18 protein-coding genes are annotated in these 18,628 nt (G+C 69.7%); 5 read left to right on the top strand and 13 right to left on the bottom strand.

Going from position 1 to position 18,628, the window contains the following annotated elements; all coding sequences use genetic code 11:
- Window positions 1-49: 49 nt before the first annotated feature.
- The 5 genes from rimM to ffh all read right to left on the bottom strand — a co-directional run bounded on the left by rimM (window position 50) and on the right by ffh (window position 4,526).
- Window positions 50-562: a ribosome maturation factor RimM gene (gene rimM / locus FZ025_RS16150; protein WP_046977267.1), complete on the bottom strand. Its 513-nt coding sequence runs from the start codon at window positions 560-562 to the stop codon at window positions 50-52.
- A 43-nt stretch (window positions 563-605) separates the two neighbouring features.
- Window positions 606-863, bottom strand: a complete 258-nt coding sequence (gene rpsP / locus FZ025_RS16145) for a 30S ribosomal protein S16 (RefSeq protein WP_046977266.1) — start codon at window positions 861-863, stop codon at window positions 606-608.
- 96 nt (window positions 864-959) lie between these two features.
- Window positions 960-1,763, bottom strand: coding sequence for an aminotransferase class IV family protein (locus FZ025_RS16140; protein WP_046977265.1), 804 nt, complete (start codon window positions 1,761-1,763; stop codon window positions 960-962).
- Window positions 1,760-2,830 (bottom strand): NAD(P)H-dependent flavin oxidoreductase, encoded by a 1,071-nt coding sequence (locus tag FZ025_RS16135; RefSeq protein WP_046977264.1) that lies wholly within the window; start codon window positions 2,828-2,830, stop codon window positions 1,760-1,762. Before FZ025_RS16135 ends, FZ025_RS16140 begins: the two co-directional genes overlap by 4 nt.
- Before the next feature lie 307 nt (window positions 2,831-3,137).
- The gene (gene ffh, locus FZ025_RS16130; RefSeq protein WP_104558908.1) at window positions 3,138-4,526 is read right to left on the bottom strand and encodes a signal recognition particle protein; all 1,389 of its coding nucleotides are present in this window, start codon (window positions 4,524-4,526) and stop codon (window positions 3,138-3,140) included.
- Window positions 4,527-4,672: 146 nt separating this feature from the next.
- On the opposite strand from ffh, the gene FZ025_RS16125 reads away from it, so the two are divergent.
- Window positions 4,673-5,467: a cytochrome C assembly family protein gene (locus FZ025_RS16125; protein WP_104558910.1), complete on the top strand. Its 795-nt coding sequence runs from the start codon at window positions 4,673-4,675 to the stop codon at window positions 5,465-5,467.
- Window positions 5,468-5,616: 149 nt separating this feature from the next.
- Here FZ025_RS16125 and FZ025_RS16120 read toward each other — a convergent pair whose 3' ends face one another.
- Window positions 5,617-6,669, bottom strand: coding sequence for an aldose epimerase family protein (locus tag FZ025_RS16120; protein ID WP_104558907.1), 1,053 nt, complete (start codon window positions 6,667-6,669; stop codon window positions 5,617-5,619).
- A 201-nt stretch (window positions 6,670-6,870) separates the two neighbouring features.
- Between FZ025_RS16120 and FZ025_RS22735 the strand changes: the two genes are divergently transcribed.
- Window positions 6,871-7,002: a hypothetical protein gene (locus FZ025_RS22735; protein WP_280117185.1), complete on the top strand. Its 132-nt coding sequence runs from the start codon at window positions 6,871-6,873 to the stop codon at window positions 7,000-7,002.
- A 98-nt stretch (window positions 7,003-7,100) separates the two neighbouring features.
- On the opposite strand, the gene FZ025_RS16110 is transcribed toward FZ025_RS22735, so the two are convergent.
- From FZ025_RS16110 to FZ025_RS16100, 3 genes are all read right to left on the bottom strand, one after another.
- Window positions 7,101-7,574: a hypothetical protein gene (locus FZ025_RS16110; RefSeq protein WP_046979611.1), complete on the bottom strand. Its 474-nt coding sequence runs from the start codon at window positions 7,572-7,574 to the stop codon at window positions 7,101-7,103.
- 130 nt (window positions 7,575-7,704) lie between these two features.
- On the bottom strand, window positions 7,705-9,768 hold the full coding sequence (gene fusA, locus FZ025_RS16105; RefSeq protein WP_046979612.1) for an elongation factor G: 2,064 nt from the start codon (window positions 9,766-9,768) through the stop codon (window positions 7,705-7,707).
- 442 nt (window positions 9,769-10,210) lie between these two features.
- Window positions 10,211-11,371, bottom strand: a complete 1,161-nt coding sequence (locus tag FZ025_RS16100) for a dipeptidase (RefSeq protein ID WP_046979614.1) — start codon at window positions 11,369-11,371, stop codon at window positions 10,211-10,213.
- Window positions 11,372-11,616: 245 nt separating this feature from the next.
- Here FZ025_RS16100 and FZ025_RS16095 point away from each other — a divergent pair, with 245 nt between their 5' ends.
- Entirely contained in the window at window positions 11,617-12,885 is a 1,269-nt protein-coding gene (locus FZ025_RS16095) for a cation:proton antiporter (RefSeq protein ID WP_046979615.1), read from the top strand.
- Between the two features lie 204 nt (window positions 12,886-13,089).
- Here the strand turns inward: FZ025_RS16095 and FZ025_RS16090 are convergent, their stop codons facing one another.
- From FZ025_RS16090 to FZ025_RS16080, 3 genes are all read right to left on the bottom strand, one after another.
- On the bottom strand, window positions 13,090-13,809 hold the full coding sequence (locus FZ025_RS16090) for a hypothetical protein (protein WP_046979616.1): 720 nt from the start codon (window positions 13,807-13,809) through the stop codon (window positions 13,090-13,092).
- A 107-nt stretch (window positions 13,810-13,916) separates the two neighbouring features.
- Complete coding sequence (locus FZ025_RS16085) at window positions 13,917-14,537, bottom strand: glutathione S-transferase family protein (protein WP_046979617.1); 621 nt, start codon at window positions 14,535-14,537, stop codon at window positions 13,917-13,919.
- A gap of 82 nt (window positions 14,538-14,619) precedes the next feature.
- On the bottom strand, window positions 14,620-14,919 hold the full coding sequence (locus FZ025_RS16080) for a hypothetical protein (protein ID WP_104558905.1): 300 nt from the start codon (window positions 14,917-14,919) through the stop codon (window positions 14,620-14,622).
- A gap of 18 nt (window positions 14,920-14,937) precedes the next feature.
- Here FZ025_RS16080 and FZ025_RS16075 point away from each other — a divergent pair, with 18 nt between their 5' ends.
- A complete protein-coding gene (locus tag FZ025_RS16075) occupies window positions 14,938-15,921 on the top strand; it encodes a LysR substrate-binding domain-containing protein (protein ID WP_046979619.1) in 984 nt (327 codons plus the stop codon).
- 301 nt (window positions 15,922-16,222) lie between these two features.
- Window positions 16,223-17,632 carry an alginate lyase family protein gene (locus FZ025_RS16070; protein WP_104558904.1) on the top strand — a complete coding sequence of 470 codons (1,410 nt, stop codon included), beginning with the start codon at window positions 16,223-16,225 and terminating at the stop codon, window positions 17,630-17,632.
- Between the two features lie 92 nt (window positions 17,633-17,724).
- Here the strand turns inward: FZ025_RS16070 and FZ025_RS16065 are convergent, their stop codons facing one another.
- A complete protein-coding gene (locus FZ025_RS16065; RefSeq protein ID WP_046979620.1) occupies window positions 17,725-18,522 on the bottom strand; it encodes an SDR family NAD(P)-dependent oxidoreductase in 798 nt (265 codons plus the stop codon).
- Between the last annotated feature and the right edge of the window lie 106 nt (window positions 18,523-18,628).

Below are 18,628 nucleotides of genomic sequence, written 5' to 3'. Positions count from 1 at the left end.
AAACGGAGAATGGCAGAGCAAAGAGCTCAGCCGAAGTCGGCAGCTTCGCTCAGAACTCGGGGTCCCAGTCGACCACGACCAGGTTGGCGTCGAAATCCACCGATTTGATGTAGTCCGGCTGCACGAACGGCAGCAGCCGCTCGCGGTCGCCGCGCACCACCAGCACGTCGTTGGCGCCGGTGGAGAACAGGTGCGAGACCTGGCCCAGGGCCACGCCGTCGACGGTGCGCACGTCCAGGCCTTCCAGGTCCACCCAGTAGTATTCGTCGGGCCTGGGCGGCGGCAAGGTATCGCGCGCCACGTAGATCTCGGTGCCGCGCAGCGCCTCGACCGCATCGCGATCGGTGACGTCGGGCAAGGTGACCACCAGGTGCTTGCTGGATTCGCGGCCGCGCACGCCGCTGAGGGTGCTTTCGCTGCCGTCGGGCTTGCGCACGATCCAGGGCTGGTAGCGAAAAATGGCGAGGCGCGGCTCGGTCCACGACTCCAGCTTGGCCTCGCCACGTACGCCGAAGGCGCCCAGGATCCTGCCCAGCAGGATACGGCGCTGGCTGTCTTTCATGGGTGCAAAAACCGAAGGGCCGCGCCAGGCGCGGCCCGCAGGATCAGGCCGCGGTGGCCTGGGCCTTCGCTTCGCGGTACAGGTTGCGCACCTTGTCGGTCAGCTGCGCGCCGTTGGACACCCAATGGTCCACGCGCGGCAGGTCGAGCACGATGCGCGGCTCGGCGCCCTGCGCGACCGGGTTGTAGTAGCCCAGGCGCTCGATGTTGCGGCCGTCGCGCGCGCTGCGCACGTCGGTGACGATGATGTGGTAGAAGGGGCGCTTCTTGGCGCCGCCACGGGTAAGGCGGATCTTGACCATGGTGAGTTTTCCGGTGTTGCCCAGTCGCCAGGATGGCGCGGTAAGCCGGCGATTATAGCGGGCGGGTGGAACCCTGCCAAGTCGCCCCCAGACGCGTCAGATGGCTTGCCAGGCTTGTGTCTCGACGGCGGCGTTCAGTATTTGCAACAGCTCCGCGCCCGGCCCCAGCGCCTGCCCGTCCACCGCGGCGATGGCCTGCTGGCCGCGCGCGTTGCAGGCGAACGCAGCGTAGTCCCCGGCCAGCAATTCATGCAGTTGCAGCGGCCGCACCTGTTGGGCGACGCCGAGCGCGGCCAGGCCGGCCTGCAGCAGCCGTTCCTGGGTGCCGCGCAAGGCCGGCGCCTGCGGCCACACCACGCCCTGCCCGTCCCAGGCGCCCAGGTTCCAGGTCGAGCCCTCGGCGATCAGACCCTGCGCATCGACGAACAACGCGTCGTCGAAGCCGGCCTGCAGCGCCAGCCGGCGCTGGTGGAACAGGGCGAAGCTGCCGGCGTGCTTGATCTGCGGCAGCTCGCGCGCGAACGCCACGCTGCGCAGCCGCAATGGCGTGGCGTCCGCCTGTGCCGGCGCCGCCAGCGACACCAGCAGCTGCGGCGTGCAGGCCGCGGCGGCGCGGCGGAAATCGAAGTCGCGCGCGAACACGCTGGCGCGCAGCGACGCATCGCCGCTGCCGAATGCGGCCAGCGCCGCGCGCAGCTCGGCGCGGATCCGATCGGCTGGCAGTTCGCTGCCGAACAGCGTGCGCGTGGCCTCGTCGAGCCGCTGCAGGTGCAGGTCGAAGCCGCGCACTGCGCCGGCGCGCACCTGCATCGTGCTGAAGTGGCCGTAGTTGACCAGCGCCGGCGCGGCCAACGCGTCCGCGCTCGCCGGGCGCCCGTTGCAAAAGAGTTGCCCGTTCACAGCAGCGCCTGCGCCTGATCCCACCAGCTGTCGAGCAATGCCGCCGCAGGTTGCGCCGGCGCCATCCACGCCGACTGCCCGGCCCAGGCCTGCATCGCCGCCAGGCGGCCGTCGCGCACCGCGGCCTGGCGCATCGCTGCGGTCAGCCCGCGCTGCACCGGGTAAGGCCGCGGCGGCGGCGCCGTGGCGGCGGCCGCGGCGCGCACGTAGTCGGTGGCCAGCGCACGGCCGAGGCGGCCGGAAAAGGCGCGGGTCAATGCGGTCTGCTCCGGCTCGGCGCGCGCCAGCCCCGCGGCCCAGGCGGGCGCCAGCGCCGCCTCCGGCGTGCGCAGGAACGCGGTGCCGATCTGCACCGCGCTGGCGCCCAGGGCCAGCGCGGCGGCGATGCCGCGGCCATCGCCGATGCCGCCGGCGGCGATCACCGGCACGTCCAAGCGGTCGGCCAGACGCGGCAAGAGCGCGAACAGCCCGGTCAACTGCTGCTCGGCGCGGGCCGCATCGAATGCGCCGCGGTGGCCGCCGGCCTCGGCGCCCTGCGCGACCACCGCATCGGCACCGACTGCCTGCGCCGCCAGCGCTTCGTCCAACGTGGTGGCGCAGGCGAACCAGGCGATGCCGGCCTGTTTCAGCCGCGCCACGAAGGCGGGCGGGAACAGGCCCATGATCGAGGAGGCCACCGCTGGGCGCGCGTCCAGCACAGCGGCGCATTGCGCATCGAAATCGGCCGGACCGGCATCGCCGGCAGTGGCCTCGACCGGCGGACCCCATTGGGCGAGGAAGGCGCGGGTGGCGGCCTCGGCGGCGGCATCGCGCAGCGGCGGCGGATCGGGCACCCACAGGTTGACCTGCGCCGGCCCGGAACTGCCCTGCCGGAACGCCTGCATCCAGTGGCCGATGTCTGCCGCCGACGACAGCACCGCGCCCATCGCGCCCATGCCGCCGGCCTGCGCGACCGCCACCGACAGCGGCACCGGGCAGGCGCCGGCCATCGGCGCCAGCAGGACCGGCGTGCGCAGGCCGAAGCGGGTGCAGAACGTGGTGACGCGGTGTTGCAGCGAATCGTTCATGGCGGGCAGATGCCGCGGTGGCGTGGCGGATGGCGCAGCGGATGATATCGCCAGTTTCTGCGCAGCGGCTGCGGGAGGTGGCTTCGCCCCGACCCTCACCTAGCCCCTCCATGCATGGCGAGGTGGCTTCGCCCCGACCCTCACCTAGCCCCTCCATGCATGGCGAGGTGGCTTCGCCCCGACCCTCACCTAGCCCCTCCATGCATGGCGAGGTGGCTTCGCCCCGACCCTCACCCCAACCCCTCTCCCGGGGGGAGAGGGGCTTTACGTGCGTCGGTGCTCCTTTTCGGGGCGCTGTTGCGCAGGCTCAGCGGAACGGCAGGCCGCCGCGGCCGCCCATGCCACCCATGCCGCCCATCATGCCCTTCATGCCGCGCATCAGGCCCTTCATGCCACCGCCGGCCATCTTGGACATCATCTTTTCCATCTGCTGGTACTGCTTCATCAGCTTGTTGACGTCGGCCGGCTGGGTGCCGGAGCCGCGCGCGATGCGGGCGCGGCGCGAACCGTTGAGCAGGGTCGGATTGCGCCGCTCCTTCTTGGTCATCGAGCCGATGATGGCGATCATCCGCGGCACGTCCTTGTTGCCGGCGACCTGCTGCTTGAGGTGCTCGGGGATCTGGCCCATGCCCGGCAACTTGTCCATCAGCCCGGAAATGCCGCCCATGTTCTGCATCTGCTCGAGCTGGTCGCGCATGTCGTTGAGGTCGAACTTCTTGCCCTTGGCGACCTTCTCGGCGAGCTTCTGCGCCTTGTCCTTGTCGACCTGGTGCTCGACCTGTTCGACCAGCGACAGCACGTCGCCCATGTCCAGGATCCGGCTGGCCAGGCGGTCGGGATGGAACACGTCCAGCCCGTCGGGCTTTTCGCCCACGCCGATGAACTTGATCGGCTTGCCGGTGATGTAGCGCACGCTCAGCGCGGCGCCGCCACGGGCGTCGCCGTCGGTCTTGGTCAGCACCACGCCGGTCAGCGGCAGCGCTTCGCTGAACGCCTTGGCGGTATTGGCCGCGTCCTGGCCGGTCATCGCATCGACCACGAACAGGGTTTCGGCCGGGTTGATCGCGGCGTGCAGCGCCTTGATCTCGGTCATCATCGCTTCGTCGATGGCGAGGCGGCCGGCAGTGTCGACCAATAGCACGTCGACGAAGGACTTGCGCGCATCGGCGATCGCGGCGCGGACGATGTCCACCGGCTGCTGCGAGGCCTCGGACGGGAAGAACAGCACGCCGACCTGCTCGGCCAGGGTCTTGAGCTGCTCGATCGCGGCCGGACGGTAGACGTCGGCCGAGACCACCATCACCTTCTTCTTGCGCTTTTCCTTCAGGTGCTTGGCCAGCTTGCCGACCGTGGTGGTCTTGCCCGCGCCCTGCAGGCCGGCCATCAGCACGATCGCCGGCGCCGGCACGTTGAGGTTGAGGTCGCTGGCGGCCGAGCCCATTACCGTGGTCAGCTCGTCGCGCACGACCTTGATCAGCGCCTGGCCCGGGGTCAGGCTCTTGAGCACTTCCTGGCCGACCGCGCGCACCTTGATGCGCTCGATCAGCGCCTGCACCACGGGCAGCGCGACGTCGGCCTCGAGCAGCGCGATGCGCACCTCGCGGGTGGCTTCGCGGATGTTCTCCTCGGTCAGGCGGCCGCGGCCGCGCAGGCGCTGCATGGTGCCGGAGAGGCGTTGGGTGAGGGATTCGAACATGCGGGCGGGTCGCAAATGGAAAACGGTTGCCGATTATAGCCGCGCCCGCCGGCGATCCCGGCGGCGGCGGCGTCCTGGCGCCTCCGCCGCGCCCGCAGGACGGTACCCGCGCCACCAGCGCCGGCCCGATATGCGAAACTGGCGCGATGCTCCTCATCCTCGTCGCGACCCTGCTGTACCTGACCGCCACCGGCCTGCTGGTCGGCTCGGTGGTGCGCGACCGGGTCGAGCGCAGCCGCGGCTGGCTGTGGGCGGCGCTGCCGGCGGTGGCGCTGCATGCGGGCTACCACGTGCAGGTGGCGCTGCACACCGCCGGCGGGCCGGACATGCACTTCTTCGCCGCGCTGTCGCTGGTCAGCCTGGGCATGGCGCTGATGACCGCGCTGGTCGGCGCCAGCGGGCGCATGGCGGCGCTGGGCGTGGTGGTATTCCCGCTGTCGGCCGCGCTGCTGCTGGCCTACCACTCGCACGGCCACGAGCCGGCGCCGGTGCTGGACTGGCGGCTGCAGCTGCACGCGTGGATGGCGCTGCTGGCCTACGCCACGCTCGGCATCGCCGCGCTGCTGGCGGTGATGCTGTGGCTGCAGGAACGCGCGCTGCGCCGTCGCGACTTCCATCCGTGGCTGCGTGCGCTGCCGCCGCTGACCGCGCTGGAGACGCTGCTGTTCCGCACCATCGTGGTCGGCTTCATCCTGCTGACCCTGACCCTGCTGACCGGGGTGCTGTTCGTGCAGGATTTCCTGGCGCAGCGGCTGGTGCAGAAGAGCGTGCTCAGCGTGCTGTCGTGGATCGTGTTCGGCGCGCTGCTGTTCGGCCGCTGGCGCTACGGCTGGCGCGGGATCAAGGCGGTGCACTGGACACTGGCGGCGATGCTGTTGCTGCTGCTGGCGTTCTTCGGCAGCAAGTTCGTGATCGAACTGGTGCTCGGGCATCCGCAGTAACGGCTGCGGGTAACAGGGGAGCCGGATTCATCCCTGTGGGAGCGACTTCAGTTGCGACGGGGCTTTATCGGGAATGCCCATCGCGACTGAAGGCGCTCCCACAAGACTCCGTTTACCTGCACCCGATTGAGCCGCCTCTGCATCACACCTCAATCTGCCAGCGCCGCCTCCACCGCGGCCCACTCGGCATTCGCGCCGACCTCGGCGAAGCGGTATTCGATGCGGTGCCGGTAGACCTGGCCGGGACGCAGGATGGTGTCGGGAAAGCCGGGCTGGTTCGGCGCATCCGGATAGCCCTGCGGCTCCAGGCACACGCCGCGGCCCAGGCCCGGATGCTGGCGGTCCAGCCAATGCCCTTCGTACAGTTGCAGCGCCGGCATCGCGCTGGCGATGCGCATGGCCACGCCGCTGTGCGGCGAATACAGCACGGCGCTGCAGTCGCGCGCCTGCGCCAGCACCAGGCAATGGTCGTAGCCGCCGCTCAGGTGCAGCTGCGGATCGGCGGCGATATCCTTGTCGGCGATCGCGCGCGGGCTGCGGAAGTCGAACGGCGTGCCGGCCACCGCAGCGATCTCGCCGCTCGGCAGCAGCGCCGCGTCGGCCACCGGCAGGTAGCGGTCGGCCGGCACCCGCAGCCATTGCGCGGCGGCCGCCACGCCGGCATCGCCGGCCAGGTTGAAGTACGGATGATGGGTGAGATTGAGCGGGGTCGGCGCATCGCTGTGCGCGACGAACTGCAGTTCCAGGGTGCGGTCGTGCACGCTGAACTCGGCGCTGACCTGCAGGTTGCCCGGATAGCCTTCCTCGCCGGCCGGCGAGTCGTAGCGAAGTTGCAGGCTGCGCTCGGACTGCGCCTGCACCGACCACACCCGGCGCCCGAATCCGCGCGCGCCGCCATGCAGGTGATTGGCGCCCTCGTTGGCGGCGACCGCGTAGCGCTGTCCGTCCAGGTCGAAGGCTGCGCCGGCGATGCGATTGCCGAAGCGGCCGACCAGCACACCGAGATAGGCGGGGTCGTGCAGGTACGCGTCCAGCGTCGGCAGGCCGAGCACCAGTTCGGTGCGGCCGCGCGCGGTGTCCAGGCTCAAGCTGCGCAGCAGGCCGCCATAGGTCAGCAGTTCCGCGCGCAGGCCCGCACCGCCGTCCAGGACCAGGCGTTGGATGGCGGTACCGTCGGGAAGCTGGCCGAAGATCGATGACATGCGCGGGTCCTGGTTGGGCGCGCGCGGAGTCCACGCGTGCCGCGCAGCATAACCAGCGCAGCCGCTCGCAAGCCATCGCCGCGCAATTGGCGCAGCGATGCACCACGCCGCACGGCAGCATCTGCGATTGCACGCTACTGCCAGGCGCGTGCGATGCCGCAGTCCACGCACGCAATCTGCGGCATTGCATCACTCGTGATGATGCGCGAGGCCACCAAGTTCCTGGCCGGGCTGCGCATGCACTACGACACCATCCCCGGCGGCTGGCCGCCGCGCGGCACGCTGGAAGTGGCGCTGCCGGCCAAGGCGATCGTGATGCTGAAGCTGCAATAGTCGCGGACGCCTTCGCGCCCACCCTCCCGTTGCGGGGCGCGGGCAGGTCGTGCGAACCACGCCGACGCAGGTCGGCGTGGTTTTTTTGTGTTCGGCGATTATTCCGGCGCGTCGGACAGCCGCGCGAACAGCGATTCGCCGGCCGGCGAGATCAGGTCGCTGACCGCCCAGCAGCCGTTGCCGCGGCGCTGCAGTTCGATCTTCACCGTACCCGGCCTGGTGGCCGCGCCGCCGAGCGCCAGCCGATAGTCCACCCGCACCTCCAGCACGGTGGCCAGGGAGCCGCCCGACACCAGGGTGAAGCGCGGCGTGCCCTGGATGTCGCCGTCCTGCGCATTGGTCCACGGGTCGTAGTGCAGGCGGCAGATGCCTTCGCGCTCGGCGCAGGCGAGCTCGGTCTTGATCGCATGCGCGAAGGACGGCGTCAGCAGCCCGTCCAGGTTCTGCGGCCGCCAATAGAAGTCGCGCGCCTGGTACAGCCGCGCGGCCACCTGCAGCGGCGTCGCGCACGGCGGTGCCTGCGCCGCGGCAAGCGCAGGCAGCAAGGCCAGGATGGCAACGAATCGGCGCATGCACGGCTCCGGGGTCGGGGGCGCCTATCAAGCCCGGATCGCGGCGCGCGCGCAAGCGCCGGGCAAAAAAAGAGGAGCCGGCGAACCGGCTCCTCAACGTCCTGCTGCCTGGCATGACGGTCAAGCGAACTCACGCCGCCCTGACCGCCGCGTAACCGTCGAAGGTCATGCTCGCCGAGGCGCGGCCCTGGGTCAGCGAGCGCAACGCGGTGGTGTAGGCCTGCAGTTGCGCCAGCGGTGCCTGCGCGAGCACGTCGGCGCGCGTGCCGTGCTCTTCGATCGCCACGACGCGTCCATCGCGCCGCTGCAGATCGCCGAGCACGTCGCCGACGCTGGCCGCCGGGGTGTCGATCGCCAGCGCCATCACCGGCTCCAGCAGCAGCGTGCCGGCCTGCGCCAGCGCCGCCTTCACCGCTTCCGACGCCGCACGCTGGAACGCCAGGTCCGACGAATCCACCGCATGCGCCAGGCCATCGACCAGCGCCACCTCCACGCCGACCACCGGGTAGCCGCGCGGGCCTTGCGCCAGCGCCGCACGCACGCCCTTCTCGGTCGCGGCGACGAAGGCCTTCGGCACCACGCCGCCGCGGCTGCGGTCCACGAACGCGACCTCGCCGTCCGCGCGCGGCACGATGTCCAGCACCACTTGCGCGAACTGGCCATGGCCGCCGTTCTGCTTGGACAGCCGCCCGACCACGCCCAGCGCCGCGGCGCGCAGCGTTTCCTGGTAGGCCACGCGCGGCGCGGCGCTGCGCACATCCACCTGCCACTCGCTGCGCAGGCGCTCCACGGTCACCTCCAGGTGCAGCTCACCCATGCCCCAGACCAGGGTTTCGCCGGTCTCGGCATCGCTGTCGACGCGCAGCGAGGGATCTTCCTGCGCCAGCCGCGCCAGTCCCTGCCCCATCCGCACCAGTTCCGCGGCATTGGCCGCGCCGAGACGCCACGCCAGCACCGGCGGCTGCGTGCGGATGCTCTCCAGCACCCAACGCTGATCGCCGTCGCTGAGCGTCTCGCCGCTGCTCGCGTCCTTCCAGCCGAGGATGGCCACGATCTCGCCGGCGCAGGCCTGCACCACGTCGTGGGTGCGCTGCGCCTGCACCACCGCCAGGCGCCCGACCCGTCGCAGGCGCCGCGCCTGCGACGTCCACACCGTGTCGCCGACACGCAAGGTGCCCGCATACACGCGCACGAAGGCCAGCGGCCCCTGCGCGGTATGCGCGACCTTGAACACCAGCGCCGCCAATGGACCGGACGGATCCGGCGCCAGTTGCGCAACGTGTGCGGCATCCGTGCCGCTGGCGTCATCCGCGTCGCGCGTCGCCGGCACCGGCGGGCGGTCCAGCGGCGACGGCAGCCAGTCGACGATCGCGTCCAGCAACGGCTCGATGCCCTTGCTCTTGAACGCCGAGCCGGCCAGTACCGGCACCCCGGCACCGGCCAGGGTGGCGCGTCGCAACGCCGCGCGCAGTGCGTCCGCGTCGATCGCACGCCCTTCCAGATAGGCCTGCGCCAGCGCGTCGTCGTGCTCGGCCACCGCGGCGATCAGTCGCTCGCGCGCAGCGGCGAACGCGGCAGCGTCCTGCAGGTTCCATGCACGCGCGGACATGCGTCCGTCGCCATCCCACGCCAGCACGCGGCGCCCGACCAGGTCGACCCAGCCGTCGAAGCCGGAATCGCCCGGCAGCGGCACGCCGACCGCCCACACCGTGGCGTCGAGCTTGCTGCGCAGCTGCGCCAGCACGCCGTCGAACGAGGCGCCGGCGCGGTCCATCTTGTTGACGAAGGCGAGCAGCGGCACGCCATGCCGGCGCGCCTGGCGCCACACGGTTTCCGATTGCGGCTGCACGCCGTCGACCGCGGAGAACACCGCGACCGCGCCGTCGAGCACGCGCAGCGAGCGTTCCACCTCGATCGCGAAATCGATGTGCCCGGGGGTGTCGATCAGGGTGAGTCGATGCGCCGGCTGCCCGCGCGCGGACCACTGCGCCTGCACCGCGGCCGCGCCGATGGTGATGCCGCGGGCGCGTTCGATGTCGGAGAAGTCGGTGGTGGCGGCGCCGTCGTGGACTTCGCCGACGCGATGGATCGCGCCGGTGGCCCACAGCAGGCGTTCGGTGAGGGTGGTCTTGCCGGCGTCGATGTGGGCGATGATGCCGAGGTTGCGCCAGCGGGAAAGGGTTTGGGTGTTCATGAGATGGGTTCCAGTGCCAACACGGAGAGGCCGCATGCCCCGGTTGGCGCGTGGGCATGCGGCTAGATTTCGGGTTCGGCGGCGTGGTGCATGGCACGTTCTCCTTCGCGTCTCGGAAGTGGGAAAGCTGGAAAAAAGGCAATAAAAAAGCACCCATCGGGTGCTCGTCTGCGGCGGATCGGCGGCGGCGGAGCGCTACGGCTCGGCGTTGTCCATACCGTCAGGCAGGCGCACCCGGCCCGCGCTGGCGCGCAGGGCATCGTTGGGCAATATCAGCAGCGGTGCGTGCGGCATGGGAGGGCGGGCGATACGGTGGACGAGGGCGCAAGTCTGGACCTGCGCCATAAGCGGGTCAATGCGTTCGGCGCAGCACCGCTGGAACAGTCCGGCGCGCTGCATGCAACGCCGCAGTCCACCGGCGCACGCGATCTGGGCGCGCGCGTCAGGCCGCCCAGATCGCGCCGAAGACCCGGTCGAAGTTCAGCCCCAGCACCTTTTCGGTCACCCGCGCGCCGTAGCCGTGGCGCAGCAGGCCATCGGCGACGCGTTCGAGCTTGCGCACGCTGTTGACGTCGGGCAGGTACGGCGTGCGGTTCTCGCCGGGTGCACCGATGCCGTCGCGGCGGCGCTGCTGCATCTGCTTGTCCATCTCGCGCACGTCCTGCGCGGTGACCGGGAAGAACATCGAATCGGTACCGATGCCGACGTGGTCCTCGCCGCACACGTCCAGCGCATGCCGCATGTGCCGCAGATAATCGGCCAGCTGCGGCTGGCGGCTGTCCTCGGTCAGGAACGGCAGCATGTAGATGCCCATCACCCCGCCCTTGTCGGCCAGCGCGCGCATGTCGCGGTCGAGCTTGTTGCGCGGATGCGCGAACACCGCGCTGCAGCCGGCGTGGGTGATCACCGGCGGCCGCTGCGACAGCGCGATGCCCTCGCGGGTGGTCTGCGCGTTGGCATGGCTCAGGTCCAGCGCCACGCCGAGCCGGTTCATCCGCGTGATCGCCTCGTGCCCGAGCGCGGTGACACCGCCGGCATCGCCGTCCAGGCAGCCGCTGCCGAACGGCGAGGCGTGGTTGTAGGACAGCTGCATCACGCGCACGCCGAGCTGGCGGAACAGGTCGATGCGCTCGGGCTTGTCCTCCAGCATCGCGGCCGATTCGAAGGAGAAGATCAGCGCGATCCTGTCCTCGCGCTTGGCCCGGCGCAGGTCGTCGTGGCGCAGCACTTTCAGGAAGTGCTGCGGATAGTGCTCGACCAGCGCCTGCGCGGCGGCGATGTCCTTCACCGCCGCTTCGAAGTCGCCGTCGGCGCCGCCCAGCGTGGTCTTCAACGCGGTCACGCCGGAATCGCGCAGCTGGCGTATGCGGTCGGCACTGTCGTCGTCGCCGGCCAGCTGGCCGATCGAGGCCAGGGTGTTGGCGTCGAGCACCAGCGCGCGCCGGTACAGCGCCGCGGCGTCGGTCGCGCCCTCGCGCTTGGCCGTGGCTGGCACAGCCGGCACCGCCGCCGCGCCTGCCGGCGCCGTCGCGGGCAGCAGCCCCGCCAGCAGCGCGCTGCCGGACAGGCCCAGCCATTGCCGCCGGGTCCATGCTTCGCTCATCGCCCTCTCTCCCGCTGTAATCAAGTGATGACCCACCCCGTGGCCGCTGACAGCCGTGCGCGCCGCCCCGCATAGCACTGCATCCGGCGCGCGGCGGTCAGTGCCGAAAGTACCGCCGGCGGTTCGCCGCGCCGGCCGGCGCTGCATGGCCGCGCCGGCCGGCACGCGTCGCAGGCGGCGGGCAAGCATGGCGTTCTCCGCCACGCGCTCCTATCATCCGCCGACCTATCAAGGATGCGCGCCCAATGACCACCCCGCAGATGTCGGTGTATTTCTTTCTGCAGGCGGCGGCGATCCTGTTGATATGCCGCCTGGTCGGCCTGCTCGCCAAGCGCGTGGGCCAGCCGCAGGTGGTGGGCGAGATGATCGCCGGCGTGGCGCTGGGGCCGTCGCTGTTCGGCCTGGTCCTGCCGGACCTGCAGCAGGCGCTGTTCCCCAAGCAGACCCTGGACATGCTGTACGTGGTCGCGCAGCTCGGCGTGGGCCTGTACATGTTCCTGGTCGGCACCGACTTCCGCGGCGACCATTTCCGTGCGCGCTACCGCAGCGCGATGAGCGTGTCGCTGGCCGGCATCGCGGTGCCGTTCGTGCTCGCGTTCCTGCTGCTGCCGTGGTTGCTGCACACCCCGGGCCTGTTCTCGGCCAAGGCCAGGACCCTGGAAGCCTCGCTGTTCCTCGGCGCGGCCATCGCCATCACCGCCTTCCCGATGCTGGCGCGGATCATCCACGAGCGCGGCCTCACCGGCAGTTCGCTCGGCACCCTGGCGCTCACCGCCGGCGCGGTGGACGACGCCGCGGCGTGGTGCATCCTGGCCATCGTGCTGGCCAGTTTCGGCGGCAGCTGGAACAGCGCCTACCTGGCGATCGGCGGCGGCGTGGGCTACGCGCTGTTCATGATGTTGGTCGGCCGCCATTGGCTGCGGCGCCTGGCCGACCACGTGCGTCCCGACCAGCCGCTCAGCACCAGCGTGCTGGCGGTGGTGCTGATGCTGTTCTGCCTCAGCGCCTGGGCGATGGACGCGATCGGCATCCACGCGGTGTTCGGCGGCTTCCTGCTCGGCGCCTGCCTGCCCAAGGGCGCGCTGACCGAGAAGCTGCGCGAGCAGCTGCAGCCGTTCGTGGTGGTGTTCCTGCTGCCGATGTTCTTCACCTTCTCCGGGCTCAAGACCCAGCTCAGCGTGCTGCTGGACCCGCAGATCCTGATCGCCGCCGGCGCGATCCTGCTGGCCTCGTTCCTGGGCAAGGGCATCGCCTGCTGGGCCGCGGCGCGCATCAGCGGCGAGAACAACCGCGACGCGATGGCGATCGGCGCGCTGATGAACGCACGCGGGCTGATGGAGCTGATCATCATCAACATCGGCCTGCAGGCCGGGGTCATCGAACAGGGTCTGTTCTCGATCCTGGTGCTGATGGCGATCGTGTCCACGCTGATGGCCACGCCGCTGTTCAACTGGGTGATGCGCCGCGCCGCCGCACGCGAGGCGGCGCCGGCGGTGGCCGGCGGCAGGCTGTAGCGCCCTGCGCGCCGCGCTGAGCATGTTCGAGCGCTGTAGTTGCAGGCGGCGCGTGATGCGAGCAAGGGTGGCGATAGGGCTTGCCGGTGAATTCCTGTCGCGGCCGATGGCCCGAGGCCATCCGGAGCCGCTCCTGCAAGTGCGGTTGCCTGCACCGATGAAACAACGGCGCCAGCTGCGCGCCGCGCATCCCGGATCGCCAGCTCACAGCGGCGTCAGCCGCCACAAGCCGTAGGGATTGGCGAACAGGTCGCCGGGCTGGAACTGCGTGCCGGGTTCGGCGTCGAGCCGGTAGCGCGGCGCCTGCGGCGCGACGGAGAAGGTGTGGCCTTCGCGCATCGCCGACGCTTCGGTGAACAGATACCAGGTGAAGCTGTGCAGCAGCGCAACCGGATCGGATGCCGCCTGCACAGCGACGATCGCGTCCTTCATACCGAAATGATGCATGCCGCAGGAATGGACCTGCGCGCCGGTGACGTTCAACACGTAGGCGCGATGCGCGCTGCACTGGGATCGCTCGGCGCACAGCTGGCGCCAGGCCGCCGCGCTGTGCGCGACACCGCTGCTCTCGACCTTCACCCCCAGGCCGCCGGCCTCCAGCAACGCCGCAGCCGCGGCCATCATCGCCTCGGCGCGCACCCTGGAGCCGCCCACGCCGATCAGGTAGGCGACGGACGCGTGCGCGTCGATGCGCGCCATCTCGGCGGAACCGCGCCAGTGCGGCCCGGCCGCAGCGAATGCCGCGGCCATGCGCGGATCGCGCGGCTCGTATTGCAGCTCGAACGCGTCGCCGGTTTGCACGTGCCGCAGAATCCGGCCGGCGAACAGATAGCCGCCGCTGCCGCGGACGATGGCGGCCAGGAACTGGCTGCGGTCCTGCCATGGGCCGGGAATGCACAGCACGATTCTCGGGGCCTCGATCACTTGCGGCTCTTTTCGTCAGGTGCCGGGCGGACAGGGGCGAGCGCTCGAACGCAAAGGCGGCAGACGCACAACGCGTCCGGCAGCGTCGTCCGGAGGCCATGCCTTGCTCAGGTCAGCGCCGTCATCACGCCCTTGCGGTAGGCCGGACGCCGTTGCAGGCGCCGGTACCACTCCTGCAGATGCGGCAGCGCCGGCCGCTCGATCGGCATCTCGAACCAGGCGTAGGCGAAGCTGCCGAGCGGGATGTCGCCCATCGCGAACTGCGCGCCCGACAGCCACGGCTGCTGCGCCAGCGCCGCATCGGCCATGCCCAGCAACTCGCCCGAACGCGCCAGCGCCGCGGCGATGCCGGTTTCGTCGCGCGCCTCGGGCGCGGCGCGCAGCGTGCCCCAGAACAGGTCGCGGAACGCGCCGGCGAAGCTCGAGGTGGTCCAGTCCATCCATTTGTCACCGCGCGCGCGCTCGGCCGGATCTTCAGGATACAGCGTGCCCGGCGCGTAGCGCGCAGCCAGGTAGCGCACGATGGCGTTGGACTCCCACAGCGCCAGGCCCTGGTCTTCGATCGCCGGCACCAGGCCGTTGGGATTCAACGCGCGGTAGGCGGGATCGGCGGTCTTGCCGAACGCGCCGCCGACCTCGATGGACGCGTACGCCACGCCGATTTCCTCGGCGCACCACAGCACCTTGCGCACGTTGCTCGAATTGTGTCGGCCCCAGATCTTCAGCATGGCAGCGCTCCTGTCGCGAGCGCCAATTCTATGCTGGCGCATACCGGCCTGCGGCGCCGGCACGCAGCAGCGGCGAGCGCGCTCAGTCGAACTGCAGCACGCAGCCGCCGCGCGCCGGCAATGCCACTTCCACGGTCTGCGTCGGCGCCACGGCGATGCGGCGGCTGGCCAGACCCAGCAGGCCGTCGCCATCGCCATCAGGTCGGGCCAGGTGCGCTGCCAGCCGCGCGGCCGTTGCCCAGCAGCTCGGCGCAGTCGAGCACGCTGTCGCCGAGCCGATGCGTGGCGGCGTCGTCCAGGCCGGTGCCGCGGATGCGCTTCTATTCTGGCCGGATGACCTATATGCAACAAATATCATTTTTGGCTTAATGTATACGAACATTCATATGTATTGGCCGCCATGCCTGCCGCCACGCCCTGGTTCGTCCGCGCCCGCCTGAAGACCCGGCAATTGATGCTGCTGCTGGCGATCGAGGAGGAAGGCAACATCCACCGCGCCGCCGCGACCTTGAACATGTCGCAGCCGGCTGCGTCGAAGTTGCTCAAGGACCTGGAGGACATGCTGGCGGTGCCGCTGTTCGAGCGCCTGCCGCGCGGCATGCGCTCCACCTGGTACGGCGAGGCGATGATCCGCCACGCGCGCATCGCCCTGTCCAGCCTGGGCGAAGCCGGCGCCGAGATCGAAGCGCTGAAGGCCGGCTATTTCGGCAGCGTCAGTGTCGGCGCCATCGCCGGGCCGGCGATGACCCTGCTGCCGGCCGCGCTGGCCCAGGTCACCGAACAGCATCCCTTGCTGCGCGTGGCGCTGCGCGTGGACGGCAGCGACGTGCTGCTGGAGCAGCTGGCGCAGAACAGGCTGGACATCGTGGTGGCGCGGCTGTTCGCGCACCACGACAAGCGCAACCTGCACTACCAGGCGCTGGCCGAGGAAGAGGTGCGCGCGATCGCCCGCCCCGGCCACCCGATCCTCACCATGCCGCAACCGGCGCTGCCCGCACTGGCCGCGGCCGGCTGGATCGTGCCGCCGGACGGCAGCGTGCTGCGCCACCGCTTCGAACTGATGTTCCAGAACGCCGGGCTGGAGCCGCCCAAGCGGGTGGTCGAGAGCTCCGCGCTGCTGCTGCTGCCGCAGCTGCTGCGCCACGGCGACTATCTGGCGGTGGTACCGATGGACGTGGCCCGGCATTTCGCCGACCACGGCAGCGTGGCGATCGTGCCGGTGGAGCTGTCGTGCCGGATGGACGCGTTCGGCATCATCACCCGCACCGACTGGCTGCTGTCGCCGGGCGCGCGGATCATGCTGCAGGCGCTGCAGGACGCCGCCGGGCCGGTGTACGGCGACGGCGAGCCGGCCGCGGACGGGGCACCGCCGGCAGATGCGTGAATGGGGCAATACCTAGAAGCGTCGCGGCCGCTGGTCCGGGCCGGGGCCCGGCCGCTCCTGCGCCTGCCAGCGGCTGCTGACTGCCCGGTTCAGATTACCGCTGCATGAACAATGGCAGCGTGTTGCAAAATCAGCAACAGAGTGTTGCAAGCGATGCCGCTTCCTGCCATCTTCCGCGTCCTTGCATGCATCGCATGCAAACGCGTCGGCATGCCCTGCTTGCCCGGGTTTTCCCGATGGCCACGATGGCGCAACAACGAACGATCCTCGCAATTTCACAACGATTGACATAGGACACAGCATGGCTCGCGACCGTTCACTCAGCTTTTTCGATGGCCTTTCCCCGACCGCCAGATCGGCTTCTCGCTGCCTGGCGCCGTTGACGGCAGCACTGTTGCTCTGCGGCAGTGGAGAGGCGTGTGCGGACGTAGCGGCCACGTTCGCGCATCCCGGCATCATGCATACCGCCAGCGACATCGCTCGCATCAAAGCGCACCTGTCGCAGGAGCCATGGGCAAGCGGCTACGCAAAATTGAAGAGCGACAACCTCTCCTCGCCGCTCTACCAGATTCAGGGCGGGCATTGCCCCAAGGTCGTGCGCGACGTGCCGTCCAAGACGCTGTGCATCAATCAATTCACCAACGACGGCAACGCCGCATACCAGCAGGCACTCATGTGGACACTGAGCGGCGATCCACGCTATGCCGCCAACGCCAAGGGGATCCTGAACGCCTGGTCGGGCACATTGACATCGATCGAAGGCCAGGACGCGCAGCTGGCGGCAGGACTGGTCGGCTTCAAGTTCGTGGCTGCTGCGGAGTTGATCCGCTATGGCGACGCGGGCTGGTCGCAAGATGACGTTAAAGCATCGGAACGCATGTTCGTCGACGTGTTCTATCCGGTCATCAAGGGCTTTGCCCCCAGGGCGAACGGCAATTGGGACAGCAGTTGCATGAAGACCATGATGGCCATCGGCGCGTACACGAACGACTGGCAGATGTTCAATCGCGCGCTCGATTACTACTACAACGGGCCTTCCAACGGAGCGCTGCTCCACTACGTCATCAATGCGGAAGGCGAAACCCAGGAAAGCGGACGCGATCAGGCGCACACCCAGCTTGGCATAGGCAACCTTGCGGAAATGGCCGAGGTGGCATGGGCACAGGGGTTCGATCTCTACGCTGCCTATGGGAACAGACTGCTGGCTGGCTTCGAGTACGTGGCCAATTACAACCTTGGCAACGAGGTACATTTCGTGCCCATGGTGGATACGACCGGCAAGTATCCCCACGACACGATATCCAGCATCGGTCGAGGCGAATTCCGTCCCATCTACGAAATGGTCTTGAACCATTACGTCCACCGTGGCGCGCTGTCGGCCCCGTTCACGCAGCAGGTAGCGGTAAAAATGCGTCCCGAAGGACGTACACCGTATGCCGACAACAACGGTTTCGGCACCTTGCTGTTCACCCGCGACGACACCCGGAAGATAACGCCCAGGGGCGTGGACGAGGCGCCTGAGGGTTTCGCCGCATGCGCCACGCAAGGCGGCGTCTGCAACGTCTCCCAGGGCACGGGTCTGGTCGCGTACGGTGCCAATGGGTCCTGGTATTACCGCAACGTGGGCGTCGGCCAGTCCGTCGCTTGCTCGAACGCCTCCTTCGCCGGTGCCGAGGCAGGTGCCGCCATGACCTGCTCCATTCAGCGCTGAGCGGGCAGGCCGGACGCGTTCGGCGCGGACACCGTCCGCGCCGACGCGATCCTCCGAATCAAGGCAGGGCAGCCGGGATCGGCCACCCGCCCTCAGGTCCAGCCCGCATCCACCACGAATTCCTGCGCGGTGATCGCGCGCGACTGGTCCGAGGCCAGGAACAGCGCCATGCGCGCGATGTCCTCGGGCATCACCTTGTCCGGCAGGCACTGGTTGCGCGCCAGTTCGCGCTCGCCGGCCTCATCCAGCCACAGCGCGACCTGGCGTTCGGTCATCACCCAGCCCGGGGTCAGCACGTTGATGCGGATCCGTGCCGCGCCCAGTTCGCGCGCCAGGCCACGGGTCAGCCCGTTCACCGACGACTTGGCGGTGGCGTAGACCGGATAGCCGCCGGTCTTGCTCTGCCAGCCGGTGGAGCCGAGATTGACGATCGAACCGCCACCGAGCCGCTGCATGCCCGGCACCACCGCCTGGATCGCGAAGAACGCGGCGCGCTGGTTGATCGCCACGCAACGCTCCCAGTACTCCGGGGTCACCGCGTCCAGCGCATGCCGGTCGTCGCTGCCGACGTTGTTGAGCAGCACATGGAAATCGCCCAGCTCGGCGGCGGCCTCGCCCAGCGCCGCCTGCAGCGCGGCCACGTCGGTGACGTCGCAGCGGCGCCACCACGGCTTGGCCAGGCCGGCGGCGGCCAGCCGCTCGGCCAAGGCCGCGCTGGCCGCAGCGGCCACGTCGACGAAGGCGACCTGCGCGCCCTGCCCGGCGAAGGCCTCGACCAGGGCCGCGCCGATGCCCGAACCGCCGCCGGTGATGAAGACGCGGCGCCCGTGCAGGCTGCCGTAGGTTGCGTTACCGGTGCTGTGGGGCGTCGCGCTTGCCGTGTTGTCCATGCCGTTTCGCTCTAGGTGGATGAGATTTTGATATATGAAAACAAATATCCATAGCCAGATATTTATTATTTTTCATGTATCAATATGCCCGCTGGCATCGCCAACG

Origin of the sequence: Xanthomonas hyacinthi (assembly GCF_009769165.1) — a bacterium.
GTDB lineage: Bacteria > Pseudomonadota > Gammaproteobacteria > Xanthomonadales > Xanthomonadaceae > Xanthomonas_A > Xanthomonas_A hyacinthi.
The sequence above is the reverse complement of the archived record's forward strand: the minus strand, read 5'-3'. Positions and strand labels throughout refer to the sequence as shown.

Excerpts from the sequence above, each read along its gene's own strand:
- fusA (WP_046979612.1), bottom strand. The coding sequence starts at position 9,768 with ATGAACACCCAAACCCTTTCCCGCTGGCGCAACCTCGGCATCATCGCC.
- FZ025_RS16085 (WP_046979617.1), bottom strand. The coding sequence starts at position 14,537 with ATGCTGAAGATCTGGGGCCGACACAATTCGAGCAACGTGCGCAAGGTG.
- FZ025_RS16110 (WP_046979611.1), bottom strand. The coding sequence starts at position 7,574 with ATGCGCCGATTCGTTGCCATCCTGGCCTTGCTGCCTGCGCTTGCCGCG.
- FZ025_RS16065 (WP_046979620.1), bottom strand. The coding sequence starts at position 18,522 with ATGGACAACACGGCAAGCGCGACGCCCCACAGCACCGGTAACGCAACC.
- FZ025_RS16135 (WP_046977264.1), bottom strand. The coding sequence starts at position 2,830 with ATGAACGATTCGCTGCAACACCGCGTCACCACGTTCTGCACCCGCTTC.
- rimM (WP_046977267.1), bottom strand. The coding sequence starts at position 562 with ATGAAAGACAGCCAGCGCCGTATCCTGCTGGGCAGGATCCTGGGCGCC.
- FZ025_RS16095 (WP_046979615.1), top strand. The coding sequence starts at position 11,617 with ATGACCACCCCGCAGATGTCGGTGTATTTCTTTCTGCAGGCGGCGGCG.
- FZ025_RS16125 (WP_104558910.1), top strand. The coding sequence starts at position 4,673 with ATGCTCCTCATCCTCGTCGCGACCCTGCTGTACCTGACCGCCACCGGC.
- FZ025_RS16070 (WP_104558904.1), top strand. The coding sequence starts at position 16,223 with ATGGCTCGCGACCGTTCACTCAGCTTTTTCGATGGCCTTTCCCCGACC.
- FZ025_RS22735 (WP_280117185.1), top strand. The coding sequence starts at position 6,871 with ATGCGCGAGGCCACCAAGTTCCTGGCCGGGCTGCGCATGCACTACGAC.
- rpsP (WP_046977266.1), bottom strand. The coding sequence starts at position 863 with ATGGTCAAGATCCGCCTTACCCGTGGCGGCGCCAAGAAGCGCCCCTTC.
- FZ025_RS16080 (WP_104558905.1), bottom strand. The coding sequence starts at position 14,919 with ATGTTCGTATACATTAAGCCAAAAATGATATTTGTTGCATATAGGTCA.
- FZ025_RS16075 (WP_046979619.1), top strand. The coding sequence starts at position 14,938 with ATGCCTGCCGCCACGCCCTGGTTCGTCCGCGCCCGCCTGAAGACCCGG.
- FZ025_RS16100 (WP_046979614.1), bottom strand. The coding sequence starts at position 11,371 with ATGAGCGAAGCATGGACCCGGCGGCAATGGCTGGGCCTGTCCGGCAGC.
- FZ025_RS16120 (WP_104558907.1), bottom strand. The coding sequence starts at position 6,669 with ATGTCATCGATCTTCGGCCAGCTTCCCGACGGTACCGCCATCCAACGC.
- ffh (WP_104558908.1), bottom strand. The coding sequence starts at position 4,526 with ATGTTCGAATCCCTCACCCAACGCCTCTCCGGCACCATGCAGCGCCTG.